The sequence below is a fragment of the uncultured Gelidibacter sp. genome (assembly GCF_947500795.1).
Taxonomy (GTDB): domain Bacteria; phylum Bacteroidota; class Bacteroidia; order Flavobacteriales; family Flavobacteriaceae; genus Gelidibacter.
Genome location: NZ_CANMTE010000001.1, coordinates 755540 through 782201 on the forward strand (window position 1 = coordinate 755540; position 26662 = coordinate 782201).

The 26662-nt window shown below is 36.8% G+C and carries 17 protein-coding genes and 2 tRNA genes; 11 read left to right on the forward strand and 8 right to left on the reverse strand.

What is annotated here, in order from left to right; genetic code table 11:
- Positions 1–34: 34 nt before the first annotated feature.
- Positions 35–967, reverse strand: coding sequence for an NAD-dependent epimerase/dehydratase family protein (locus tag Q0947_RS03335; protein ID WP_299391389.1), 933 nt, complete (start codon positions 965–967; stop codon positions 35–37).
- 317 nt (positions 968–1284) lie between these two features.
- Here Q0947_RS03335 and Q0947_RS03340 point away from each other — a divergent pair, with 317 nt between their 5' ends.
- From Q0947_RS03340 to Q0947_RS03350, 3 genes are all read left to right on the forward strand, one after another.
- Complete coding sequence (locus Q0947_RS03340; RefSeq protein ID WP_299391392.1) at positions 1285–4323, forward strand: two-component regulator propeller domain-containing protein; 3039 nt, start codon at positions 1285–1287, stop codon at positions 4321–4323.
- A gap of 73 nt (positions 4324–4396) precedes the next feature.
- Positions 4397–4582, forward strand: a complete 186-nt coding sequence (locus tag Q0947_RS03345; protein WP_299391395.1) for a hypothetical protein — start codon at positions 4397–4399, stop codon at positions 4580–4582.
- Between the two features lie 2 nt (positions 4583–4584).
- Entirely contained in the window at positions 4585–5028 is a 444-nt protein-coding gene (locus Q0947_RS03350; RefSeq protein ID WP_299391398.1) for a response regulator transcription factor, read from the forward strand.
- A 110-nt stretch (positions 5029–5138) separates the two neighbouring features.
- Here the strand turns inward: Q0947_RS03350 and Q0947_RS03355 are convergent.
- The 3 genes from Q0947_RS03355 to Q0947_RS03365 all read right to left on the reverse strand — a co-directional run bounded on the left by Q0947_RS03355 (position 5139) and on the right by Q0947_RS03365 (position 7501).
- Positions 5139–5216, reverse strand: a tRNA-Pro gene (locus Q0947_RS03355).
- A 61-nt stretch (positions 5217–5277) separates the two neighbouring features.
- Positions 5278–5361, reverse strand: a tRNA-Ser gene (locus Q0947_RS03360).
- Positions 5362–5455: 94 nt separating this feature from the next.
- Entirely contained in the window at positions 5456–7501 is a 2046-nt protein-coding gene (locus tag Q0947_RS03365) for an HDIG domain-containing metalloprotein (RefSeq protein WP_299391400.1), read from the reverse strand.
- Between the two features lie 130 nt (positions 7502–7631).
- On the opposite strand from Q0947_RS03365, the gene Q0947_RS03370 reads away from it, so the two are divergent.
- Both Q0947_RS03370 and Q0947_RS03375 read left to right on the forward strand, forming a co-directional pair.
- A complete protein-coding gene (locus tag Q0947_RS03370) occupies positions 7632–8810 on the forward strand; it encodes an acetyl-CoA C-acyltransferase (protein WP_299391402.1) in 1179 nt (392 codons plus the stop codon).
- 78 nt (positions 8811–8888) lie between these two features.
- Positions 8889–9638, forward strand: a complete 750-nt coding sequence (locus tag Q0947_RS03375; RefSeq protein WP_299391405.1) for a C40 family peptidase — start codon at positions 8889–8891, stop codon at positions 9636–9638.
- Positions 9639–9693: 55 nt separating this feature from the next.
- Here Q0947_RS03375 and Q0947_RS03380 read toward each other — a convergent pair whose 3' ends face one another.
- Both Q0947_RS03380 and gyrA read right to left on the reverse strand, forming a co-directional pair.
- Positions 9694–10965 carry a tetratricopeptide repeat protein gene (locus tag Q0947_RS03380; protein WP_299391407.1) on the reverse strand — a complete coding sequence of 424 codons (1272 nt, stop codon included), beginning with the start codon at positions 10963–10965 and terminating at the stop codon, positions 9694–9696.
- A 30-nt stretch (positions 10966–10995) separates the two neighbouring features.
- Complete coding sequence (gyrA, locus tag Q0947_RS03385) at positions 10996–13563, reverse strand: DNA gyrase subunit A (RefSeq protein ID WP_299391410.1); 2568 nt, start codon at positions 13561–13563, stop codon at positions 10996–10998.
- A 258-nt stretch (positions 13564–13821) separates the two neighbouring features.
- On the opposite strand from gyrA, the gene Q0947_RS03390 reads away from it, so the two are divergent.
- Positions 13822–16374: an ATP-dependent Clp protease ATP-binding subunit gene (locus tag Q0947_RS03390; RefSeq protein WP_299391412.1), complete on the forward strand. Its 2553-nt coding sequence runs from the start codon at positions 13822–13824 to the stop codon at positions 16372–16374.
- 82 nt (positions 16375–16456) lie between these two features.
- Entirely contained in the window at positions 16457–16825 is a 369-nt protein-coding gene (locus Q0947_RS03395; protein ID WP_299391415.1) for a hypothetical protein, read from the forward strand.
- A gap of 308 nt (positions 16826–17133) precedes the next feature.
- On the opposite strand, the gene hutH is transcribed toward Q0947_RS03395, so the two are convergent.
- Positions 17134–18645: a histidine ammonia-lyase gene (gene hutH / locus Q0947_RS03400; protein ID WP_299391417.1), complete on the reverse strand. Its 1512-nt coding sequence runs from the start codon at positions 18643–18645 to the stop codon at positions 17134–17136.
- Positions 18646–18769: 124 nt separating this feature from the next.
- Between hutH and Q0947_RS03405 the strand changes: the two genes are divergently transcribed.
- Positions 18770–19807, forward strand: coding sequence for a TlpA disulfide reductase family protein (locus tag Q0947_RS03405; RefSeq protein WP_299391420.1), 1038 nt, complete (start codon positions 18770–18772; stop codon positions 19805–19807).
- A gap of 57 nt (positions 19808–19864) precedes the next feature.
- Here Q0947_RS03405 and Q0947_RS03410 read toward each other — a convergent pair whose 3' ends face one another.
- A complete protein-coding gene (locus Q0947_RS03410) occupies positions 19865–21424 on the reverse strand; it encodes an NAD(P)H-hydrate dehydratase (protein ID WP_299391422.1) in 1560 nt (519 codons plus the stop codon).
- A 286-nt stretch (positions 21425–21710) separates the two neighbouring features.
- Here Q0947_RS03410 and thrA point away from each other — a divergent pair, with 286 nt between their 5' ends.
- From thrA to thrC, 3 genes are all read left to right on the forward strand, one after another.
- Positions 21711–24155: a bifunctional aspartate kinase/homoserine dehydrogenase I gene (gene thrA, locus Q0947_RS03415; protein WP_299391424.1), complete on the forward strand. Its 2445-nt coding sequence runs from the start codon at positions 21711–21713 to the stop codon at positions 24153–24155.
- A 149-nt stretch (positions 24156–24304) separates the two neighbouring features.
- Positions 24305–25228: a homoserine kinase gene (locus Q0947_RS03420; RefSeq protein WP_299392776.1), complete on the forward strand. Its 924-nt coding sequence runs from the start codon at positions 24305–24307 to the stop codon at positions 25226–25228.
- Positions 25229–25308: 80 nt separating this feature from the next.
- A complete protein-coding gene (gene thrC / locus Q0947_RS03425; RefSeq protein WP_299391427.1) occupies positions 25309–26610 on the forward strand; it encodes a threonine synthase in 1302 nt (433 codons plus the stop codon).
- Positions 26611–26662: the final 52 nt, after the last annotated feature.

A 26662-nucleotide genomic window follows, 5' to 3' on the forward strand; every position in this document is an offset into this window, starting at 1 on the left:
CTTGATTTATCAAAGTTTTCATACATATTAAATTTTAAAAATCGCCCAACGTGGATTTGACTGGTCGGAACGGAATGCCCAATTCACCCTGAGCCATACTATTCTGATAAATTATTTTAGGTTGATTTTTAGGCTGTTTTCCATTCAACATCAAACTCAAATCAGAAACAGGATAGCTTTCGCTAGAGAGTAAATAATTCTTGCCATGCAATCCGGAAATTGTAGCGGCATTATATATGCCCTTTGCTACATCCTCTACGTCCACAACAGCGAATTCTGCATTGGTGTCAAAAAGCATTTTTACGAACCGATTTGGCGCAAGATTATTTTTAATTAAAAACTGCAGCCCGGTTGAGGTAGAATCATCTCGCTCTGACATGGACTTTCCAAAAACAGCCACAGGTGAAACACTTGTAATTTCAATGTCGAGATTTGGATGGCTTTTTATAAACTCATTTACGGTTTGATTGGCCATAAATTTTGCCTGAGCATACGGATGGCTTTCTTTGTTGATAAAAGGTGTATCAACTTCACTAAAAATATCTGATGCTGATTTTCCTTCTGCTGGCAATGGAAAATTGGTGTTCCATGCAGCGACGGATGCAATAAAGATGATCTTTTTTACTTTGTGCGATTTTGATATCACTTCCAAAAAATTTTCCGTCCCTTTAATGGTAGGGTCAATAAGTTCCTTTTGCGGGTCGGTTACATCCAATTGAAACGATGTACCACCATGGATAACGATCTCACAATCTTTAATGAAGGATTTTAATTGCGCTTTGTTTTTAACATCCAATTGACTGATGTGCAAATGGTCTGAATGGTCAAGTTTTTCTAAATGGGTGTATTTTTCTTTTTTGGACAGATCGGTCGCAGAAACTTTTACTTCGAATCCGTTATCCAAAAATTGCTTCGTAATATGACTTCCTATAAATCCGGAACCGCCAATAACGCCAACTGTTTTCATAGTCCTGGTATTTTAATGTTTGTTGTAACTAAATAGGTTTGAGCAGTGTGCTTCATAATAATTGTATGGATGGGTACAAACTTCAAAAATCTATGTTTTATAGAATTTTGAGTGTTGTGTGCTATCAATTACTATAAGCCGAATCAGTTTCTAGGGGAAGTGGGTTCGCTTAATTAAAAAGTGCGATTTCTGGCAACTGTTTTAATGACCACTAAATTACGAGGTATGGTCTTCATTGTCAATCACATATTAATGTGGTTTTTAAGTCTAACTTTTTGTATATTTGATAGTTACCTAATCCGCACCCTTAAAAAGCTTTGAACCCTCTCGTAAAGAAAATAGCTTTTGTTACCCTTATTTATTTGCTTCTTGTAAATAATGTGCTAAATGCACAGAATCCCTCACAAATTGACGTCCTTACTACTGAACAAGGTTTAATCTTTAGAGATATCACATCTATTACTCAAGACAGTAATGAGATGATGTGGTTTGGAACGGACTTAGGATTGGTACGGTATGATGGTTATGATTTTAAGGTTTATAACGCCGATAAAAACAATCCGTTTTATATTGAAAAGGAATTAATTACAGGGGAATTGGTTTTTGATGATGCCACCAATGAACTTTGGTTTATGGCGAATGAAAGTCTATTCAAAATCCAATTGTCTACGGATGAGGTCACTTCGTTTGACAAGTCACATCATTTAAAGGGAACCGTATTGCGCTTATTAAAAGGTCTGAAAGGCGGAATTTGGGTTATTACCGATGATTTTTTAACCGCAAAAAGTGGCCAAGCTAAACAATATCTGCAAAAATTAGTCAACGGTGAATTTGTCGTGAAGTACGCCATACCCAGAAACAGACACCCCTATAGCAGATTGACCCATGATAATAATGGCAATATTTTATGGAGTTCGCCAATGGCAAGTTTAAAATTTGATCCTGACGGCAATCTATTACAAACGTTTCATTTTACCTCTTTTCTATGGCATGGCAATGAACTACAATTTACTGTATCCTTTTATGATAGTCAGAATACACACTATTACTTTCCGCAGAAGGAACGTGGCGTTTTTAGTTTAAACGAAACAGATTTAACTTCAAAACGCGTGTTTGATATCGTGCATCAATTTTATTATGGCATAGAAGACCATCAAAAACATTTGTGGTTTGCTGGCAATAAGGAACTATTTCGGATGAGTCCCGATGGTGTTTTTACGGACTATACAAATCAATTACAATCCCGGTTTGAATACACTAAAATCAACGCGCTCTTTATCGACACCAACAAATTGCTGTGGGTAGCAACGGATAACGGATTGTTTAAAATTCGCATTGGTAAAACCTTATTTTCACCATTATTTAAATCGAATACGGATGGTTGGGGCAATACCATGCGTGGGGTATTTGAAGATGCCAACGGTACTATTTTTGCAAAATGTGAAAATAGAAATAAGCTTATTTATAGAACAAAAACAGGAAAAATTGATACGCTCACCATTCAATTGGAGAGCTTGTCTTTAGAAGGATTTCAATACACTGCAAATTTTTATGTGTTAGATGCTAAAAAGCAACACGTCTTTACTTTGGGAGAAAACCTCTTAAAAATAAATTTAAAAGACGGCTCTACAAAAAGCTATAATGAATTTAGGCCGAATGTCACCTTTAAGGAGCATAACCCCTTAATTAAACTTAAGGATGGAAGACTACTTTTCGGACAAAGTCTTTCCCGATTGGTACTTTTTAATCCTGAAACCGAAACGAGTGAACCCATCTTTAAAAACTTTAATGGCGACACTGATATCACTGACTTTACGTATTTTAAAGAAAGTGTAACGGACAGTGTTTTTTGGATTGGCACCCGTAATGATGGCCTTTTAAAAGTGCATCTCGGCGGTAAGATTGAAGCTGCCTACACCACCAATACATCGCCCAATATTTCTCGAAATTTTGTGCTTGTTATTGAGGAAGAACCCAATGGCAGTTTGTGGGTAGGTACTTACGGCGGTGGCTTGAACCATATTTCTGCAGATGGCAAAACAGTAAAGTTTTATAATAAATATCAGGGGTTGCCTGATGAGAATATTGTTGGAATTTTAACTGACGATCAAGACAACCTATGGATCAGCACCTACAATGGCTTATCACATTTCAATAAAACAACTGAAATCTTTCAAAATTTTTATCCTGAAGATGGTCTGTCGCATTATGGGTTTAATTACACCTCATTCTTTAAAGATAGTCACGGTAATTTTTACTTTGGAGGGATGAATGGCCTTAACCAATTTAAACCTGGTGAAGTTTTAAAGTATTCAGAACCTCCAACCTTGCGTTTATTAGGTGTTTCAGGATACAATAACAAAACAAAGACGAACTTTTTTAAAGACTATACCCAAACAGATTTTGCCACTTTAGATTTGTCGCCTTACGATCAATATTTTGAGATTAATTGGACCATGCCAAGCTACTTTCAAAATCAAAAAAACTCCTATAGTACCAAATTAGAGGGATTCGAAGACCAATGGTTTAATCGGGGCAACGTGGCGTCTATTCGTTACAATCAATTACCGGCTGGTAATTATGTCCTAAAAATTAAAGGCAAAGATTCGCGTGGTAATGAAAGTGCAGAAATACTAGCGATTCCCATTCAGGTACACAAAATATTCTATAAAAAATGGTGGTTTATAATTCTTGTCATGCTTCTCATTATTGGTTTGATGTATCTCATATTTCGCTACCGATTTCAACAAGCGTTGGCCATGGAACGTTTGCGTACTAAAATATCAAGCGATTTACATGATGATGTTGGCTCCTTACTCTCGGGGTTGGCAATGCAAACAGAATTAATGGAAATGAATGCCAGTGACACCGATAAATTTAAACTTCAAAAAATTGCTAGTATCAGTAGAAATGCCATTTCGCAAATGCGCGACTTGGTTTGGAGTATAGACAGCAGACGCGAAACTGTTAAAGATTTGATTGAGCGCATGCAGGAACTTGCTGAAGAGTTGCTACTGCCAAAGAACATCTCATTTCAAATAGATAGTTCGAGTGTAAAACACCCTAATAGAAAACTGTCAGCGCAAACAAAACAACATCTCTTTATGATCTATAAGGAAGCAATTACCAATATTCTTAGGCACTCTAATGCTACACGTGTCGTTACTAATATTATAAATCAACCTAAAGGCTGTGATATAAACATTATAGACAATGGTAGCATAAAAATGCCACATAAATCCACAGGGTTCGGATTGACAAATATGGTAATGAGAGCGGAAAAACTAAAGGGCAAAATCAGGTTTAAGAAAGACGATGGTTTTCGGGTGCATTTGCACTTACCTTTTCATTTGTAATACCACATCATAATGTGATTGTACAAGCGCTTTAATATTACTAATTTACATTAACAATGAATTGCAGGAGATTATGAACAACATTAGGCTAGCCATTATTGAAGATGATACCTTGGTACAGGAGAGCTTATGTGCATTTTTTGATGCTATTTCACATACCGATTGTGTATTGGTAGCGTCTTCCATTGAATCCTTTCTTATTGATTTACCGACTTTAGAAAATCACCACATATCATCCTATTGGATATTAATTTATTAGGAATGTCAGGCATTGATGGCATTCCATTACTTAAGAATGAATTACCAAATACTGATATCATCATGCTAACCACATTTGAAGATAGCGATAGTATCTTTAAAGCTTTATGTGCAGGTGCGTGTTCCTATTTGTCTAAAAAAACGTCTTTGAAAAAAATTCAGGAAGCTGTTGAAATAGTAGTTGACGGTGGTTCTTATATGTCGCCTTCCATTGCCAGAAAAATCGCAAATCATTATGCTCCAAAATCTATAAAAAATCATTTGCTTACACCACGACAACAAGAAATCGTGACAGGTATCGTAGATGGAAAAAGCTATAAAATGATTGCAGATGATTTATTTGTATCGATAGATACCGTACGTAGTCATATCAAGAACATTTACAAAACCTTAGAAATTAACAGTAAAGCTGAATTAATCAGGAAATCGTACGACAAGGAAATTTGAGATTTTTAATGTTTTCCAGTGATATTTTCTTGTGGCGGCTGGATTAACTGCGTTGGCAACGCTACAAATGAAAAAAGCCTAACAAATCTCATGATCTGTTAGGCTTTTACTGGTCGGGGTGGCAGGATTCGAACCTGCGACCTCCGCGTCCCAAACGCGGCGCGATAACCGGGCTACGCTACACCCCGAAATCAACTATTAAAGTTGAATTCTTTTAAACTTGCTATCCGGTACTATTAGCAAATCTTGCGGAGAGACAGGGACTCGAACCCTGGCGACAGTTTCCCGTCGACAGATTAGCAATCTGCTCCATTACCACTCTGGCACCTCTCCTATTTTGTTAAAGAACATCCTTAAATGCGGATGCAAATGTAGCCCATCATTCCAAAGAAAACAACTATTTTTTAAAAATTTTAAAGAAATTTTTTTATTCCGGATATTCTATCCTGAGATGGAAGATGTTAGCTAATTTATTTTTTAAAATTTTCTTGATGGATTCGATCTCTTTAAAGGTAATATTGGCATTTAAAAACTGTCCATCCTCCATTTGTTTGTTAATAATATTCTCCACAAATAGATTGATTTTTGTCGATGACGGGTCTTTTAAACTTTTTGAAGCTGCCTCTACACTATCGCACATCATCAAAATCGCAGTCTCCTTACTGAAAGGTTTTGGACCAGGATATCTAAAATCGGCCGCATCCGTGGCTGTGTCAATTTCCTTTTCTTTCATATAGAAATAATACACGAGGCTCGTGCCGTGATGCGTTCTAATAAAATCGATAACGCGGTCTGGTAAATTGTTCTTTTTAGCAATTTCAATGCCATCCAACACATGCGAGAAAATAATGGAGGCACTTTCTTGTGCTGATAATTCATCGTGTGGATTCAGTCCCGTCGATTGGTTTTCTGTAAAATAAGTTGGATTTTTCATTTTCCCAATATCATGATACAGCGCTCCCACCCTAACCAACATGGCGTTCGCTCCAATTTCATTAGCTGACGCTTCCGCTAAATTGGCTACGTTTAAGCTATGGTGAAAAGTGCCCGGAGCCTTATTGGACAATTCCTTTAAAAGCTTTGCATTCGTATCTGAAAGTTCTAATAGCGATACATCCGACACCAATCCGAAGAGTTTTTCATAAATATAAATCAACGGTTGCACGAACAACATCGCCAATCCACATAAAATGAACATCCCAAAAGCTTCAAAATTGAGGTCAATAATACTGCCTTCGTGGATCACGAAAAATGCAAAATAAGTAATGATATAAATGAGCGTAATCTGTCCTACAGATATAAATAAATTGGCACGTTTATACAATTCTGACACTGTAAGAATGGTCACAATCCCAGCGGTAATCTGCAAAAACATATATTCATAGCTATTAGGAACAACAAATCCTAATAAGAGTACGGTCAATACGTGCGAAAACAAGCCCAATCGCGCATCAAAAAACGCCTTTAACACCAATGGCAACACACATAACGGCACCACATATACATATTTGGCATTGTATTTTACTATAAGTGTTGTAAGCAATACCATTAAAAAAATATTGAAAAATATAAAGGTGACCTTCGTGTTGTCTAAAAAGACATCTGTCCGGTATTTCTTTAGAAATAACAACAGCATTAACAGCGTTAACGCTACTAAAATTGAATAGGAAATTACTACCCAAGTGTAATTGGAAGAACTCCAAACTTGCGACTGGTACTCTGATTCCAGCGATTTTAAAACGTCATATTTATGGCCTTCAACCAATTCGCCCTTAGCAATGATGAGCGTTTCACGTTCTATATTTCCGCGCGTTTCGGAAATCTTATCGAGTTCTTCATTTAAGGCTTTCTCGGTTATCGATTTGTTGATCTTTAGATTAGGTTCTATCAGATCAAAAAACAGGGATACAAAAACGGGACTAAAATTAGCGTTCTTCTTATCTTCCAACTGCTTTTCCAAAAGTACCCTGAAAGCTTCAATTTTAGAGAGTTCGGAATAAGTGGTTGATGCAACTTGATTTTGGCCATCTAATAAAATGACGTTCTTGTCATTAGGATAGTTATAGTCTTCTTCGAGAACACCGTTTTTATAAATGTCATCCAAAACCAATTTTCCAATCCTATAGAGCTCGGTCTTTTTCCTTCCTAGTGAATCATCAAAGGTTGCATTGAACTTTTTATTGTAATCTTCATACACAAAATCCTTCACCTCTTCAATGAGATCAAAATAGACCGTACTGTTTTCTACAACAGCAGATTTTTCCTTTTCTAACTCTTCGGGTGATTTTTGAATCGCAAAATCGAATGGCGCATAAAGATTTTCAGATTGCCACGGTTTATTTTTATCAAAATTATATTTGAATTTACCACTCTTGGGAAAGAGATAAACAATCAAAAAAGTAGTTCCTATAAAAAGGAGGATTTTGTAAATAAGCGCATGATTCTTGTACCACTTACTAATAAGATTTTTCATCAAAGTCGTCTCAATTGTCCTTCAAAAGTAATAAAATATTAAAGGATTTGTGGGTTTAACGTGAGGTTTCATTCCCAAATCAATTAAAAAATGTTTAATTTTGCGTTAATCAAATCAAAACCCATTTAAAATGAGTAAAGAAGTCGTTATTGTATCAGCAGCAAGAACTCCAATTGGCAGTTTTTTAGGAGCCTTATCAACAGTTACAGCACCCAGATTAGGAGCCGTAGCCATTAAAGGCGCATTGGATAAAATCAATTTAAATCCGGAGTTGGTACAAGAAGTGATTATGGGTAATGTTGTACAAGCAGGAACAGGACAAGCACCTGCCCGCCAGGCGGCTCTTTATGCCGGAATTCCAGATACCGTACCTTGTACAACAGTCAATAAAGTATGTGCTTCTGGTATGAAAGCGGTTATGCAAGCTGCCCAAGCAATTGCGTTGGGAGATGCTGATATAATTGTTGCCGGTGGTATGGAAAACATGAGTTTGATTCCTCATTATTTACATGCAAGAACGGGTTCTAAATTTGGTCCTGCTACGTTAATAGATGGCATGCAAAAAGACGGATTGGTGGATGCTTATGATGAAAATGCGATGGGCGTTTGTGCCGATGCATGTGCTACCGAATATAATTTTAGCAGAGAAGATCAGGATGCGTTTGCCATTCAATCTTATGAAAGATCTTCTGCAGCTTGGGAAGCAGGAAAATTTGATAATGAAGTTGTACCTGTAGAGGTTCCTCAACGTCGTGGAGATGCTATTGTAGTTTCAAAAGATGAAGAGTATACCAATGTAAGGATGGATAAAATTCCGTCATTAAGACCTGCGTTCACAAAAGATGGTACTGTGACGGCTGCTAATGCTTCAACTATTAATGATGGTGCTGGCGCTGTTGTTTTAATGAGCAGAGAAAAAGCTGATGAATTAGGCTTAAAACCATTGGCTACTATAAAAGGATATGCTGATGCGGCCCATGAACCAAAATGGTTTACTACTGCTCCTGCTAAAGCCTTACCAAAAGCGCTTGATAAAGCTGGAGTTTCTATAGATGATATCGATTTCTTTGAGTTTAATGAAGCTTTTGCTGTAGTTGGTTTAGCGAACATGAAACTTTTAGGACTTAATGATAGTAATGTGAATGTTAATGGAGGTGCCGTTTCTTTAGGCCATCCATTAGGGTGTTCTGGCGTTAGGATTATTATTACATTGTTGAATGTATTAGAGCAAAACAATGCTAAGCTTGGTGCAGCAGCCATTTGTAATGGTGGTGGTGGTGCTTCAGCGATTGTTATTGAACGTGCTTAAAAGTGATTTTTAATTAGGAACACTTTTTACAAACAACAGAATAATCCATCAAAATAGTCAAAAGACCATTTCACCTTTATGCAATACGGAATTGCCAATTTAAGCATCGTCCCTTTAAGAATTGAACCTGCTGATACTGCTGAACTTTTATCCCAGGTACTTTATGGCGAAATTTTTAAGGTTGTTGAACAACGAAAAAAGTGGAGTAAAATCCGTTTAACGTTTGATCAATTTGAAGGTTGGATTGACAATAACCAATATTTAGAAATCTCTGAAACAGATTATGAATCTTTAGTAGAAAAGCCTTCACAGCTTTCTGCTGATTTACTTGAATTTGTACAGGATAATCAAAACCAATTAATCACAATTCCGCTAGGATCTTCCCTGGCTGCTCTCAATTTTTTAAACCATTCTTATGACGGGGAAACGATAATTGGTGTCCTACCAAAATCGAATGTCATAAATACGGCTTTTATGTATCGTAATGCACCTTATTTATGGGGAGGCAAAACACCGTTTGGTATTGATGCTGCAGGTTTTACGCAGATGGTCTATAAACTGAATGGCTATACATTGTCTCGTGCGGTCGAGCAACAAGCAAAGCAAGGTGAAGCATTAAGTTTTATTGAAGAAAGTGAAGTTGGCGATTTGGCGTTTTTTGACGATAACGAAGGACAGATTATCCACGTTGGAATTATCATGCAGGACAATTATATTATCCATGCCTACGGTAAAGTCCGCATTGACCGTATAGATCATTCAGGTATTTATAATGTAGATACTAAAATGCACACCCATAAGCTGCGCGTCATTAAAAAAATCATATAAAAAAAAGGCTATCTAATTCAGATAGCCTTTTTCTTTACTTATAATTTTCAGTGTCTTATTGACCACCTTCTAAAGCATCCACTTTAAGTTTCATTTCTTTCATCTTTGCAGTATCACCCAAAGCGCTATAAATGTTTACTAATGTTTTAGCCGCTTGTAAATCTGTTGGACGTAACTTTAAAGTTGTTTCCAAATAAGGAACAGCCTCTGCATATAACTTAGATCTTTCCGCTTTTAACTCATCGTATTTTTTGTTATCAGCTGCTGAACTACCAAGTGCATTCATTTCCTCAATAAGAGCTTGCTCTTTACTCAAGATTAAAACTGCCATGTTGTTATGAACGTCAGTATAATCTGGCTTAAGTTGTAATGCTTTTTCATAATAACCTTTAGCTGCAGCAGTATCTCCAGCTTCAGCAGAAACAATACCTAAGTTGAATAACAATTCAGGGTTGTTAGGATCATTTACCAAAGCTTCTTCAATAAGTTTTTTAAACTCATCTTTGTTACCCATTTTCAATTGCATGTTAGCTTCAGAAATAATCAAACTTGCATCATCAGGATTAGCTTTTCTCGCATCTTTCATTGCTGCGATTGCTTTTTCATCTTTACCTTGAGTCATATAGATAAGAGCGATATTCTTAACAATCTCTCCTTTCTTAGAATCTGTTTTTCTAACCATTGGCGTGATATGCGACCCAGCTTTTACAGAAATATCCATTAAGCTTTTTGAAGGAAATGGCTCTTCTACACCAGTTTCTTTGTTAACAGCTACATATTCAGTTTCAACACCAACATAGCCTAATTCTTTAAGCTTCTCATAATGTTTCAAAGCATTGTCATAATCTTGACCATTTACAGCTGTTGCAGCTGCATAGTAAAGATAAACAGTGTCTTTACTTGACAATCTGTAAGCTTTTTCAAATCCGCTAGAAGATGCAGCGTAGTTTTTGTTTTCTAAAGCTGTAGTTCCTTTAGATACAAAGCTCGCTAACATTTGTTGCTTTAAATCGGCAACATCTTTAGCATATTTACCATTAGCTCCTTCTACTTTCTCTACCATTTCAATGCTTTCAATAGCGGCATCAATATCAGCGTTTGATCCTGTACCGTTAGCATAAAGCGCTTGTCCTTTTAAGATGTAAAAGTTTGCTTTTAACTTATCGTCAGCATTAGCTATTAAAGCTTCTGCAGCGTTTATTGCAGATTTCGCTTCTGCATAATTGTTTTTCTTTATTGCTTTTTCGGCATCTTTTAGTTCACTCTTTTGCGCGAAGGAAAAAGAACCTACTAAAAGTGCTAAAGCGACTGTGACTTGTTTTTTCATTTTTAGTTGTTTAAATATTAGGATTAATTGTTAATTATTGATTTCGTCTTCTGTATTATCAAGAGTTGTGCCATTATCTGTAGCACCATCATTTTCTGATAGCTCATCCAAGGCTTCCTCAATTAATGGATCCTCTTCATCTTTCATCACTTTAGCAACTGCTGCGATTGAATCGTTTCCTTTTAAATTAATCAATTTCACACCTTGTGTCGCACGACCCATGACCCGTAAATCCTGAACAGCTAAACGGATAGCAATACCTGATTTATTGATAATCATTAAATCATTATCATCACTCACCGATTTGATTGCTACAAGACTTCCAGTTTTCTCAGTAATAGAAATGGTCTTCACACCTTTTCCACCCCTGTTGGTAATTCTATAAACTGCTTCCCCATCTTCTGGATCGTCAATATAGGTACGCTTACCGTATCCGTTTTCAGACACTACCAACACAGATTCTTCCTGTGGGTTTTCAATGGTAACCATTCCAATTACTTCGTCTTTATCATGCGCTAAAGTTATACCTCTTACACCAGAAGCATTTCTTCCCATTGGACGCGTTTTTGCTTCCTCAAAACGAATTGCTTTACCAGATTTAAGAGCCAACATCACCTGACTGTTTCCAGTAGTTAATTTTGCTTCTAATAAAATATCGTCATCCTTAATAGTAATGGCGTTGATACCATTTGTTCTTGGACGAGAATATTGCTCTAAAGATGTTTTCTTAACCTGACCTTGTTTAGTCGCCATAATAACATAGTGACTGTTTATGTACTCTTCATTCTTAAGGTCTTCAGTACAAATAAACGCTTTCACCTTATCATCTTGTTCAATATTGATCAAGTTTTGGATGGCTCTACCTTTAGATGTTTTAGTCCCTTCTGGAATTTCATAAACACGCATCCAGAAACATTTTCCTTTTTGGGTGAAGAACAACATGTATTGGTGATTGGTACCAACAAATAAATGCTCTAAGAAATCCTCATTACGAGTAGTCGACGCTTTTTGACCTACGCCTCCTCTATTTTGAGTTTTGTATTCTGTTAATGAGGTACGTTTAATGTAACCAGCATGAGAGATTGTAATAACCACTTGCTCATCAGGAATCATATCCTCAATGCTCAAATCGCCTCCAGCATACTCAATTAAAGAACGACGCTCATCACCATATTTATCTTTTATAACAGCTAATTCATCTTTAATGATTTGCATACGACGTTCTTTCTTATCAAGAATGTCTTTCAAATCTTCAATAGTTTTCATTAACTCTTCGTACTCTGAACGTAATTTATCTTGCTCCAGACCTGTCAATTGACGCAAACGCATCTCAACAATAGCTTTCGCTTGAATTTCAGAAAGTTTAAAACGTTCAATTAATTTCTCGCGAGCTTCATCTGCATTAGAAGACGCACGGATTAACGCAATGACTTCGTCAATATTATCAGAAGCAATAATTAAACCTTCTAAAATATGAGCACGCTCTTCAGCTTTACGAAGTTCGTAAGTAGTTCTTCTTACAACAACTTCATGTCTGTGCTCCACAAAATAGTGAATCAGCTCTTTTAAATTCAATAATTGTGGACGCCCATTAACCAAGGCGATATTATTAACACTAAAAGAAGTCTGTAAAGCGGTGTATTTATATAAGGTATTTAAAACGATATTAGGAATCGCATCACGTTTCAAAACATAAACGATACGCATCCCGTTTCTATCTGACTCATCACGAATCATTGAAATACCATCAATTTTCTTTTCATTTACCAAATCAGCCGTTTTCTTAATCATGTCGGCTTTATTGACTTGATAAGGGATTTCAGTCACAACAATGGACTCTTTCCCTTGAATCTCTTCAATATTGGCTTTTCCTCTAACTACAATTCGACCACGACCAGTTTTAAAGGCTTCAATAACCCCGTCATAACCATAAATGGTTCCACCTGTAGGGAAATCAGGTGCTTTAATATGGGTGATCAATTCGTCGATTTCAATATCTTTATTATCGATGTAAGCAATAATACCATCAACAACCTCACTTAAATTATGAGGAGGCATATTGGTAGCCATACCTACAGCAATACCAGATGCACCATTAACTAACAGTCCAGGGATTCTTGTTGGTAAAACCGTTGGCTCATGTAAGGTGTCATCAAAGTTTAACTTATGATCAACAGTTTCCTTTTCTATATCTGCCAACATGTCCTCTGAAATCTTACGCATACGTGCTTCCGTATAACGCATTGCTGCAGGACTATCGCCATCTACTGAACCAAAATTCCCTTGCCCATCAACTAACATGTAACGCAAACTCCACTCTTGAGCCATACGTACCATTGCGTCATAAACTGAGGTATCTCCATGTGGATGGTACTTACCTAATACTTCACCAACAATTCTTGCTGATTTTTTATGAGCTGTGTTAGACCTTATTCCAAGTTCATGCATGCCAAAAAGCACACGTCTGTGTACTGGTTTCAGTCCATCTCTAACATCTGGTAACGCACGTGACACAATGACCGACATTGAATAATCAATGTAGGCCGATTTCATTTCATCTTCAATGTTGATAGGAATCAATTTTTCTCCTTCTGCCATATATAAATTAATTAGATTTTTCTAGGTTTTCAAATCGTGCTAAGATAACCATTTCATGAGTTATAATGCCACTTTAATGAGGGATTTTTGGTGTTTTTTATTAACAAATCCGTATCTTTTATATTTGATAAGTATCTCGTTAAATATTTTGAAATTGTGAAGTTTTTTTTGTCACTTAGCAACTATAAAACATTTAAGGAATAGTTTTTGCCCTAATACGGTTGTTTTTACTATTTTTAATGCAGAAAGGATTTTACTATGGATGATAATTTTTCCCCAAGAGTCAAAGATGTTATAGCCTACAGCAAGGAAGAAGCCTTAAGGTTAGGACATGATTTTATTGGAACAGAACATTTAATGCTAGGATTGCTAAGAGATGGCAATGGTAAAGCTATTGACATATTAAGCGCGCTAGAAATCGATTTAAACCACTTACGACGTAAAGTGGAGATCTTAAGTCCGGCAAACCTTAGCAATATTGCCCTATCAAACGAAAAGAAAAACTTGCATCTTACCAGGCAAGCAGAGCGTGCACTGAAAACGACCTTCCTAGAAGCGAAGTTATTCCAGAGCACCGCTATTAATACGGCACACCTATTATTGTGCATCTTAAGGAATGAAAATGATCCTACTACCAAGCTTTTAAATAAGCTTAAAGTGGATTATGATAACGTAAAAGAACAATTCAAGTCTATGATAACTAATAATGATGACTATACGGAATCTCCTAAAGCAGAGTCGTTTTCAGATGATGACATGAATGAGGATGATGTTTCAAAACAGAATCCATTCGGTCAATCCACCTCGAAAGGTGCGAAGAAATCTAAAACACCCGTTTTAGACAACTTTGGTCGTGATTTAACAGTTATGGCCGAAGAAGGGAAACTTGACCCTGTTGTAGGAAGAGAAAAAGAAATACAACGCGTCTCACAGATTTTGAGTCGACGTAAAAAAAATAACCCATTACTAATTGGAGAACCTGGTGTTGGTAAATCTGCCATTGCTGAAGGTTTAGCGCTTAGAATCATCAAACGTAAAGTGTCCAGAATCCTTTTCAATAAAAGGGTTGTCACTTTGGATTTGGCAAGTTTAGTAGCCGGAACCAAGTACCGAGGACAGTTTGAAGAGCGTATGAAAGCTGTAATGAACGAGTTGGAAAAGAATGATGACATTATTCTTTTTATCGATGAGATCCATACCATTGTTGGCGCTGGTGGTGCTACAGGAAGTTTGGATGCTTCAAACATGTTCAAACCTGCTTTAGCAAGAGGCGAAATTCAATGTATTGGTGCAACAACGTTGGATGAATACAGACAGTATATTGAGAAAGATGGTGCTTTAGAACGTCGTTTCCAAAAAGTAATCGTGGAACCGACAACTGTTGAAGAAACCATTGAAATTCTTAATAACATTAAAGGAAAATACGAAGAACATCACAACGTGCAGTATACGCCAGAAGCTATTGAAGCCTGTGTAAAACTGACCAATAGGTATATGACCGAGCGTTTCTTGCCGGACAAAGCTATTGATGCTTTAGATGAAGCAGGTTCTCGAGTCCATATTACCAATATTGATGTTCCTAAGAAAATCCTGGAGCTCGAAAAGCAGTTAGAGGATGTTAAAGAGACCAAGAACTCTGTGGTTAAGAAGCAGAAATATGAAGAGGCCGCCAAATTGCGTGATGATGAAAAACGTTTAGAAAAAGAATTGGCTACAGCCCAAGAAAAATGGGAAGAAGAAACCAAGCTTCATAAAGAAACGGTTACTGAAGATAATGTTGCTGATGTAGTGTCTATGATGACTGGAATTCCGGTAAATAGAATTGCACAAACTGAAAGTAATAAACTGGCAAAATTACCAGAACTCATCAAAGGAAAAGTAATTGGCCAAGATGAAGCTGTTGCCAAAGTGGTGAAAGCCATTCAGCGTAATCGTGCCGGACTTAAAGATCCTAACAAGCCAATTGGTTCGTTTATCTTTTTAGGTCAAACAGGTGTTGGTAAAACGCAGTTGGCCAAAGTGTTGGCAAGGCAACTTTTTGATAGTGAAGATGCACTCGTCAGAATTGATATGAGTGAATACATGGAAAAATTTGCTATTTCAAGACTTGTAGGTGCACCTCCAGGATATGTAGGCTATGAAGAAGGCGGACAATTAACGGAAAAGATCAGACGTAAACCTTACGCTGTTGTCTTATTGGATGAGATTGAAAAAGCGCATCCTGATGTGTTCAATATGTTGTTGCAAGTGTTGGATGATGGTTATTTAACTGATAGTCTTGGTAGAAAGATTGACTTTAGAAACACCATTATCATCATGACTTCCAACATTGGAGCTCGTAAATTGAAAGACTTCGGTCAGGGCGTCGGATTTGGAACAGCAGCTAAAGTTGCCCAAGCCGATGACAACTCAAGAAGCATCATTGAAAATGCCCTTAAAAAAGCATTTGCTCCTGAGTTCCTGAACCGTATTGACGATGTGATGGTATTTAACGCTTTAGAGAAAGAAGATATCGATAAGATTATTGATATTGAGTTGGCACAATTGATATTGCGTATTAAAGATTTAGGATACGCTCTTAAATTAACGCCAGCGGCTAAGGATTATATTGCAGAGAAAGGATTCGACAAACAATATGGTGCACGACCATTAAAGCGTGCTATTCAGAAGTATGTTGAAGACACTTTGGCAGAAGAAATCATTACCGCTCACATCAATGAAGGCGACACTATTACTATGGATTTGGATGCAAAAACCAATGAGTTAGTAATATCTATTGAAAAGCCTGAGGAAGAGACAAAATCGGAATAGTCTTTATTCCATTATAAAAAAGCATCTATAAATTATAGATGCTTTTTTTTTGGTTTTGCCCAATTATTTCTTAACTTCAGATATGATTGATTTTTTAAAATTAGACTTTTGCGAAATTCAAATCCACGAGAGTTATGTTATTGTAACTATTGATGCTGGTATTACAGTTATGCCGAAACATAACACTGTACTGGTGAATATTGTAGATACTTATTTTAGGAATCGCGAATTTGTGTACATCACGCATCGCATTAATTCTTATGCCGTAGATCCCTCTGTCTATTTTGAAACTTCAAAAATCAAGAATCTCCGAGCTTTTGTAGTGGTGTCCAATGATTATAAAGCCAAATCAAATGCTGAAGTGGAGATGTTATTTTCTTCAAAACCATTTAAAATATTTGACAATTTGGAAGATGCTGTGTCTTGGACAAAATCTATTGTACTGGTGTGATTTTCTAAAACCCACAATTAGCTTCTTCAGTTTGTCAATTCGAGTGAATTTCACGATTGAAATGAGTGGAATTTGTATCGAGAATTTATTGCGCTTTTTGAACGGTTCTCGATACGATTTTTTCGTCCCTCAAAAATCACTTGAACTGACATTGCACAGCCTTTGTCAATTCGAGTGAATTTCACGATTGTAATGAGTGAAATTTGTATCGAGAATCCATCTCGATTATTGCACGGTTCTTGATACAATTTTTTCGTCCCTCAAAAATCACTCGAACTGACAATGTCAGTGGTAAACAAGAATGTTAATTAATCAAACAACAACTCATTTTCTATTGAAAAATCAGTGATAAACTGCACCGATTTCTTCATGAGATCATGAAAAATTAAATCCTGAGTCACAAATTGCACTTCACTTTGATAACTATTTAAAAACGCTTCTATTAATGGTGAAGATGTTGTTGGTTTTCTGAATGTGATGGCCTGTGAAGCATTCAGCAATTCGATTGCCAAAATCTTTTCTACATTATACACTAAGGTATAGGCTTGAGTTGCAGAGTTGGCACCCATGCTCACATGGTCTTCTTGCCCGTTAGAGGACACAATAGAATCTACACTTGCAGGCGTTGCCAATTGCTTATTGGCACTGACAATACTTGCAGCAGTATATTGCGGAATCATAAATCCGGAATTTAATCCAGGATTATCAACCAAGAATGTTGGCAATCCACGCAAGCCTGAAATGAGTTGGTAGATTCGTCTTTCGGAAATGTTTCCAAGTTCTGCCATTGCAATCTTTAAGTAATCTAAAGCTAAGGCTAATGGTTGACCGTGGAAATTACCACCAGATATAATTTCGTTCTCTCCAACAAACACATTTGGATTATCGGTGACTGAATTGATTTCAGTTTTTATGGTTTTATGGATAAACTCCAAAGTATCCTTGGTTGCGCCATGCACCTGTGGAATGCATCTAAACGAATACGGATCTTGAACATGTTGCTTTTGCTGAGAAATCAACTGACTGCCGTCCAAAAATTCCCGAACGCGTTCTGCCGTTTTTAGTTGCCCATTATGAGGTCGTACTAAATGTACCAATTCATTAAATGGCTCGATTCTTCCGTCAAAAGCATCCAAAGAAATACTGCCAATTAAATCGGCTAAATAAGAAAGTTTATATGATTTCAATAATAAGTGCACACCATACGCACTCATAAATTGCGTTCCATTTAATAAGGCCAACCCTTCTTTAGACAACAAAGTAATAGGTTGCCAATTAAATTGCTCCATAATTTCAGAAGCTGGCTTTACTTTACCGTCGTGAAAGACTTCACCCTTCCCTATCAATGGCAACGCTAAGTGAGCCAAAGGTGCAAGGTCTCCAGAGGCGCCTAATGAACCTTGAGTATATATTATTGGCAGGATATCATTATTATAAAAATCGACCAAACGCTGTACCGTTTCAAGCTGTACACCGCTATGGCCATAACTTAACGACTGAATTTTTAACAATAACATCAACTTAACAACTGCATTTGGCACCTGATCTCCAATGCCACACGCATGAGACATGACCAAGTTTTCTTGTAGTTGTGTTAATTTATCTTTAGAAATTTTCACATTATATAAAGATCCAAATCCGGTATTGATACCATAAATAGGATCATCCTGCTCAAGCATTCGGTTATTTAGATAGTCTCTACACGTATTTATTTTGGAAATCGATTCCTCTGAAAGTTCCAAGGTTTTGTTATAGAACAGAATATCGCTTATTGTAGATAATTCTAAAGTCTCTGAAGAAATGGTATGTACTAAATTCATTATTGTTGTTTAAAGGCCCAAAAATCAACAATACCTTTGCATTATGCAACAAATGTTAATAATTAATAAAAGATTCTATTATATATCTCCAATCTCTTATTTTTGGCTACTTAAAATTATAAAAATGAAAAAAATATTTATTTTCTTATTTGCATTAGCTATCATTTCTTGTGAAGAAAAACCTAAGGATTATGTGACTTTATCAGGAAAAATTACAAATAAAACCAGCGATTCGATTTTGTTGAGAAATAGATCGATGATCAAAACAATTGCGTTAGCATCTGACGGCACTTTTTCTGACACGATTAAAATCGACCAACCTGAAGTATTTGGTTTTTTTAATGGCCGAATAGCGGCTCCAATTTTCTTGAAGAACGGATTTGATATTACTATTAATGCGGATGGCGAAAATTTTGAGGATACCGCAGAATTTTCAGGAGATGGATCTGAGCATAACAACTTTTTAATTGAGCGTGTGCGCTTAGAACGAAAATTATTGGATCAGGAAAAACTGACCAATTTAAGCTCTGAAGAACTGAGAGAGGAAATGAACACTATTAGAAAAGAGCTCCTTACTTTTTATGATCATGACAAAACCATAGATAGCACGGTTGTGGAAATGGCTAAAGGCGATTTGAATCCGATGTTGAATATGTTTTACAATCACTTTTCTGAAATTATCGCCATAAGAGAGGCATTTCCTGTAGGCTCCCCTTCTCCAACATTCAATAATTATGAAAATTTCAAAGGTGGAACGACGTCACTAAAGGATTTGGAAGGGAAATTTGTATACGTCGATGTGTGGGCGACCTGGTGTGGACCTTGTATTGCTGAAATTCCTTCTTTGAAAAAATTGGAAGCTGATTATGCTGATAAAAATATTCACTTTGTAAGCATTTCAATTGATGACGCTATGAGAAGCGGTGGCGGAGATTTGGAAGTGGCTAAAACAAAATGGAAAACGATGATTCAGGAAAAAAATCTTGGCGGAATCCAATTGTTTTCTGATAAAAACTGGCAGTCAGACTTTATATTAGGTTATAAGATTACGGGCATCCCGAGATTCATCTTAATCGATCCAAAAGGAAATGTAGTGGATGCCAATGCTCCAAGACCTTCTAATAAAAAACTTACAGAATTATTTGATAGTTTAGGCATCTAATACTAGAAAAATATACTAAAACTAAAACCGCACTTATTTAAAGTGCGGTTTTTTTAGTTATGAATTGTCCTGTTCGTTCTGCTCATTGGCTACTTGTGGAATTTGTGGTTTTTCAAAGAGACTGAGATATGCTCTGCCTAAATCCTCAATCACATGACTTGCGGTCAAACTTTGATACCCATAATCTTCAACTGCAATATCAGCTGATTTCCCGTGAAGATACACTCCAAAAACACTTGCGGTTAACGGCGCATATCCTTGACAAATAAGGCCTGTGATAATACCTGTCAGCACATCTCCAGTGCCAGCGGTTGCCAATCCTGGGTTACCAGTTGAATTGACATACAGTTTGCCATCAAAAACGATAATTGTATGCGCACCTTTAATCACCAAGATACATTTGTACTTCTTAGAAAATGCTTTAGCTTTTTTCAGCTTATCAAAATCATTTTTCCACTTCCCTATAAGACGTTCCAATTCTTTTGGATGTGGCGTTAACACCGTTTGCGGTTTTAACAACTTAAGATCATCCTTATGTTTGGAGAGTAAATTGATGGCATCAGCATCTATAACCAATGCTGAGGAATTCGTTTTCAAAAAATCTTGAAAAGCCTCATGTGTTGCTTTATCAGTCCCCATGCCCATTCCGATACCAATGGCTGTAGGTTCAATATCAAAATCGATGTTAGTGAGTTTGTTTTCGTCTTGGTCAGTAATGGTCATTGCTTCTGGAAAAGCCGATTGTAATGGAATATAGCCACATTTAGGAGTGTAAGTAGTTACCAAACCAGCTCCTGAAGCCAATGCGGCTCTTCCTGATAGCATCACCGCTCCTATTTTTCCATAACTGCCACCAATAATAAGTGCGTGTCCATAACTTCCCTTATTGGAAAATTTGTCTCGAGGCTGGTAAATAGGCAGCATTTCCAATTTGCCCATTAACTCTACTTCGGTTTCTGTTTCCTGCAAAAAACCAGGGTCAATACCAATGTCAATGGCTTCCCACTGTACGGTATATTTTGATGTTTGAGGCAGAAAGAATACCAATTTAGGCGATTGAAAACTCAAGGTGTAATCTGCCCAAACCACACCATTTTCATCTTCAGGTATTTGATCTGCATAAAGTCCTGAAGGAAGGTCTATAGCCAATGTAAAAGCTTTTGAAGCTCTAAAATGTTGGAACAGTCCTTTCACCCACTCGTTAGCTGGTCGGTTAAGACCAATACCAAAAACGGCATCTACAATGATATCATCAGGGCCGATTTCAGGAAAATCAGCTTCACAATTTAGCATTATAGGCCACTTTTTTGTGGTTTGTTTAATGCGATCATAATTAACCAAAAAATCTTCCGTGCGTTTGTCACTACAGTTAACGACGTAGGTGTGCACATTATAACCGTAAATTATCAAATGACGGGCGACTACCAATCCGTCACCTCCGTTATTGCCAATTCCGCAAAACACATGAATTGGCACTTGCGCGCCCTGCATACGTTGGTGGATCCAATTGAAAATCTGCACCCCAGCACGTTCCATTAATTCGGTGGAGCTGATTTTTTGCCGCTTTGCAGTGACTTGATCGCCTTTATAAATTTGTTCTTTTGAGAATATCTTCATATTTAGAGTCTTTTTTTAAGATATATTTATTAATTCAGTGATTAGCTTCAAAAATGAAGCTGTTTATTTTTTTATTAAAGTAAAAATAATACATTTGAGAGGTATAGACCAAGATATGTATAGCATACATTACATTAAAAATCTTTTTAGCACCTTTATTTCTACTAAAGGCACTACGTCTATTATTGGTATTACCCCTTGGGGTTAATACTATCTTTTCTACTCGTCTCTATATTCCATTTTCATTTTTTTAAAGTACTTACTTTAACTCATTATATATCCAACCATGAACGTATTAAAATTTGGAGGAACATCAGTTGGTTCCTCAGAGAACATAAAGAAGGTTATCCAAATTCTAGAAGATTATTCACAAACTGAATCCGTTATTTGCATTGTTTCGGCTGTTGGTGGCATCACCGATAAATTGTTAAAAGCAGGTGAATTGGCTCAGCAAAAAAACGAAAGCTATCTATCTGAATTTAAATCAATTAAAACAATTCATTTAAATCTTTTGTCTGAACTTATTCCAACACAGAATGATACGGCAAAAGACTATGTTGAAAGCACATTATCTAGCTTAAAAAACCTATTGGATGGTATTTATCTTATAAATGAACTATCTCCTAAAACAACCGATAAGCTTGTGAGTTTTGGAGAACTTCTATCCTCCTATATTATAGCTGAATCAATGAAAAGTAAAGGCTTGAATGTGGTTCGAAAGAACAGTCAAGATCTTGTGGTTACCAATGCTAATTTTACAAAAGCGGAAGTTAATTACAGCATTACGAACGAAAATATTCGAGAGTATTTCAATTCTGCCAACCAGAATATTACGATACTCCCTGGCTTTATTTCGAAATCGGAATCAGGAGAGATTACAACATTGGGACGTGGCGGTTCTGATTTTACGGCTGCCATTGTTGCCGCTGCTTTAAAAGTAAACCGATTGGAAATTTGGACTGACGTTAGCGGCATGTTTACGGCCAACCCTAAACTTGTTAAACAAGCCTATCCTATCGAAAAACTGTCGTATCAGGAAGCTATGGAGTTGTCACATTTTGGCGCTAAAGTGCTCTATCCACCTTCTGTTCAGCCTGTGTTAAATTTGGGCATCCCAATTCATATTAAAAACACTACGGAGCCTGAAGCTCAAGGCACTATTATCACTAACGACAAGAGCAATGGGTTCTCAAAAGCTGCTAAAGGCATCACCAATATTAGCAACATAGCACTTCTAACGCTACAAGGCCACGGAATGGTTGGGATTCCAGGTTTTTCTAAACGATTGTTTGAAACTTTGGCCCATGAGAAAATTAATGTGATTTTTATCACCCAAGCATCCTCGGAACACTCTATTTGTTTTGGTATTGATGAAAGCGATGCCAATCTTGCAGCAACGAGTATCAATCAGACCTTCGAAAATGAAATTGCGTTAAAGAAGATAGATCCGATTATTGTAGAGAAAGACTTGTCCATCGTGGCGCTTGTAGGCGATAACATGAAAAATCACCAAGGAATTAGCGGGAGAATGTTCAGTGCTTTAGGGAAAAATAATATAAACATCCGAGCGATTGCCCAAGGTGCTTCTGAGAAAAACATATCGACAGTTATTGCTCAGAAGGACGTTAAAAAAGCGCTAAATACAATTCATGAACGCTTTTTTGAAGATCAAACTAAACAGTTGAACGTTTATATTACTGGTGTTGGAAATGTTGGTGAACGCCTTGTTGAACAAATCAAACAGCAACGAAAATATCTTAAGGAACAACTGAAAATCAACTTGAGAGTTATTGGACTATCCAATTCTAAAAACATGATTTTTGATGAATCTGGACTCTCTCTAAAAAACTGGAAGGAACAATTGACTTCGGGAGAAAAAGCGTCGTTAGAAGGATTTTTAGAACGTAATAAAACCTTAAACCTTCGCAATAGTATTTTTGTGGATGTTACTGCAAATGAAGACGTTTCAAAAATTTACGCCGATTATCTAAAAGAAAGTATTGCCGTGGTAGCGTGTAATAAAATTGCATGTTCTAGCGCCTATGAAAATTACAGTACTCTTAAAAGACTATCGGTAAAATATAACGCGCCTTATTTATTCGAAACCAATGTGGGTGCGGGTTTACCTATCATTGATACCCTGAACCATTTAATTGCTTCTGGCGATCAGATAACTTCCATTCAAGCGGTACTTTCAGGAAGTTTGAATTTTGTATTCAACAATTTTAATGACCAAACAAAATTCCATGACGTTGTAAAACAAGCTCAAAAGGAAGGTTATACTGAACCCGATCCAAGAATCGATTTGAGCGGTGTAGATGTGGCTCGTAAAATTCTAATTCTAGCGAGAGAAAGTGGCACTGAAATGAATTTGGAGGACATCGAAAACTCGTCATTTTTAACTGAGGCGAATCTTAATAGTGGTTCGGTGGATGATTTTTATCAAACCCTAATCGATGATGAAGCCCATTTTCAGCAATTATATGCGTCTGCTAAAAAGAACGACTGCCAATTGAAATATGTAGCCGAATTCAATGATGGAAAAGCAAAAGTTGGATTGAAAGAGATCCCTAAAGACCATCCATTTTACAACTTACAAGGCAAAGATAATATCGTCATGTTCTATACGCAACGTTATCCAGAACAACCAATGATTATTAAAGGTGCTGGAGCCGGTGCAGATGTTACCGCCTCAGGATTATTTGCGGATATTATCAGGATTGGGAATTAGGATTCAGTGGGCAGTCTTCAGTCTGCAGTTTTCAGTAAGCAGTTTTCAGTCTGCAGTTGGAAGTTGAAAATTTAGTAGAAAGATTTAGTGATAATTCGTGCCATTCGTGTCAAAAAAGATAGAATATAAATTCAAATAAAGTACTTGTGATAAAAAACGAAATCAAAATATTTTCCCCGGCAACGGTAGCCAATGTGTCCTGCGGATTTGACGTCCTCGGATTTTGCTTAGATACCATTGGTGATGAGATGATCATCCGAAAAACAGACAAAAAAGGCATATTCATCACGAAAATTGAAGGGTTTGATCTCCCTTTTGAAGCTGAAAAGAATGTGGCTGGTGTTTCTGCTTTGGCCATGATTGCCGATGCGAAACCCGATTTCGGATTTGAAATCGAAATTTATAAACGTATTAAACCCGGAAGTGGAATTGGAAGCAGTAGCGCCAGTGCTTCAGGAAGTGTGTTTGCCATTAACGAGCTTTTAGGACGACCTTATAATAAAACACAAGTAACTGATTTTGCAATGAAAGGTGAAGCATTAGCTAGCGGAAGTGAGCATGCTGATAATTTAGCACCTGGGATTTTTGGAGGCTTTACCCTCGTAAAAAGCACATTTCCCTTAGAAGTGTTACAATTACCTACGCCCAATGATATTTATGCCACCATTATCCATCCGCAAATAGAAATCAAAACTGCTGATGCAAGAGCCATTTTACCCAAAGAGTTTGCGTTGAAAGATGCGATTACACAATGGGCTAATGTGGGGAGTTTTGTACATGCTCTACACACCAACGACTATGAATTGCTGAAAAGAGCATTGCAAGACGTTATCGTAGAACCACACCGTAGTCAATTGATTCCATTTTTTAAAGAGGTAAAATCTGCAGCGCTCAATAATGGTGCCTTAGGTGCGGGGATTTCTGGTGCTGGACCTTCAATTTATGCGTTATCAAAAGGGATTGAGAATGCGAAAAACGTTGAGAAAGCGATGCGAGCCGTATATTCCGAAACAAATATTGCGTTTGAAACACATGTATCTAAAATTAATACAGAAGGCATAAGAGAAATTTAAATTGTGAAGTTAGGTCGCGGAGTTTCACAGAGAAATGTGTAAAATATTCGTGAATTCGTAACGAAAAAATAAAATTGAAAATGAACTACAGATCACTTAATAAAAAAGCAGCAAATACAAGCTTTAAAGACGCCGTTATTAGAGGAATTGCTCCGGATAAAGGCTTGTATTTCCCGGAAAGCATCACCCCTTTACCGTCATCGTTTTTTGAAAGTATTGACGATTTATCTTACGAGGAGATTGCTTTTGAAGCTATCAAACAATTCGTTAGTCCTGATATTCCTGAAGCTGTGTTAAAAACGATTATTGCGGAAACCTTGTCATTTGATTTCCCCGTGGTCAACATCAACGAGAAGATTTCTACCTTAGAATTATTCCATGGTCCAACCATGGCATTTAAAGATGTTGGTGCAAGATTCATGGCGCGTTGTTTAGGGTATTTCAATCAGAATAACACTAAAGAAGTTACTGTATTGGTTGCCACTTCAGGCGATACTGGCGGTGCTGTGGCAAATGGATTTCTCGGCGTGAAAGGCGTGAATGTGGTCATTCTATATCCTAGTGGAAAAGTGAGTGACATTCAAGAAAAGCAGTTGACCACTTTAAAGCAAAACATCACAGCTTTAGAAGTAGATGGTGTTTTTGACGATTGTCAAGACATGGTGAAACGAGCGTTTTTAGACGAAGACTTGACTTCTAAAATGCAACTAACATCAGCAAACTCCATTAATGTCGCCCGTTGGTTGCCTCAAATGTTTTATTTCTTTTTCGCATATAAACAATTACATAAAACACATCAAAACATTGTGTTTTCGGTGCCAAGTGGCAACTTTGGAAATATATGCGCAGGAATGATGGCGCAACAATTAGGCTTGCCAATCCATCATTTTGTGGCGTCTAACAACCAAAATAACGTGGTCACGGAATACCTCACCACAAAATTATACCAACCAAAACAATCTGTACAAACCATTAGCAATGCCATGGATGTTGGTAATCCGAGTAACTTTATCCGAATTCAGGAAATCTACAAGAATGATTTTGAGTCCTTAAAATCGAATCTGTCTTCTTATAGTTTTACCGATGATGAAACTCGCGAAGCTTTAAAAGAACTTTATGAGAATTTTGAATATGTTGCTGATCCGCATGGCGCTGTCGGCTATTTAGGTTGTAAAGCCTATCTAAAAAAGCAAGACAATGCGCATTGTGTATTTTTGGAAACCGCTCACCCTACAAAGTTTTTGGATGTTGTTACATCTGTCATCAACAAGGATATAGAATTACCGCCACAGATTGAAGCTGTAATGGACAAGAAGAAAGAATCCATTTCAATTGGAAATTATGATGATTTAAAATCGGTGCTTTTAAACACCATATCATAAAAAAAAGAGGCAAATGCCTCTTTTCTTATATTAAAACTTAATATTCTTAAAA

Coding starts and splice junctions, on each gene's coding strand:
- Q0947_RS03390 (WP_299391412.1), top strand. CDS start 13,822: ATGGATGATAATTTTTCCCCAAGAGTCAAAGATGTTATAGCCTACAGC.
- thrC (WP_299391427.1), top strand. CDS start 25,309: ATGAACTACAGATCACTTAATAAAAAAGCAGCAAATACAAGCTTTAAA.
- Q0947_RS03405 (WP_299391420.1), top strand. CDS start 18,770: ATGAAAAAAATATTTATTTTCTTATTTGCATTAGCTATCATTTCTTGT.
- thrA (WP_299391424.1), top strand. CDS start 21,711: ATGAACGTATTAAAATTTGGAGGAACATCAGTTGGTTCCTCAGAGAAC.
- Q0947_RS03370 (WP_299391402.1), top strand. CDS start 7,632: ATGAGTAAAGAAGTCGTTATTGTATCAGCAGCAAGAACTCCAATTGGC.
- Q0947_RS03395 (WP_299391415.1), top strand. CDS start 16,457: ATGATTGATTTTTTAAAATTAGACTTTTGCGAAATTCAAATCCACGAG.
- Q0947_RS03335 (WP_299391389.1), bottom strand. CDS start 967: ATGAAAACAGTTGGCGTTATTGGCGGTTCCGGATTTATAGGAAGTCAT.
- gyrA (WP_299391410.1), bottom strand. CDS start 13,563: ATGGCAGAAGGAGAAAAATTGATTCCTATCAACATTGAAGATGAAATG.
- Q0947_RS03410 (WP_299391422.1), bottom strand. CDS start 21,424: ATGAAGATATTCTCAAAAGAACAAATTTATAAAGGCGATCAAGTCACT.
- Q0947_RS03375 (WP_299391405.1), top strand. CDS start 8,889: ATGCAATACGGAATTGCCAATTTAAGCATCGTCCCTTTAAGAATTGAA.
- Q0947_RS03380 (WP_299391407.1), bottom strand. CDS start 10,965: ATGAAAAAACAAGTCACAGTCGCTTTAGCACTTTTAGTAGGTTCTTTT.
- hutH (WP_299391417.1), bottom strand. CDS start 18,645: ATGAATTTAGTACATACCATTTCTTCAGAGACTTTAGAATTATCTACA.
- Q0947_RS03365 (WP_299391400.1), bottom strand. CDS start 7,501: ATGAAAAATCTTATTAGTAAGTGGTACAAGAATCATGCGCTTATTTAC.
- Q0947_RS03350 (WP_299391398.1), top strand. CDS start 4,585: ATGTCAGGCATTGATGGCATTCCATTACTTAAGAATGAATTACCAAAT.
- Q0947_RS03345 (WP_299391395.1), top strand. CDS start 4,397: ATGAACAACATTAGGCTAGCCATTATTGAAGATGATACCTTGGTACAG.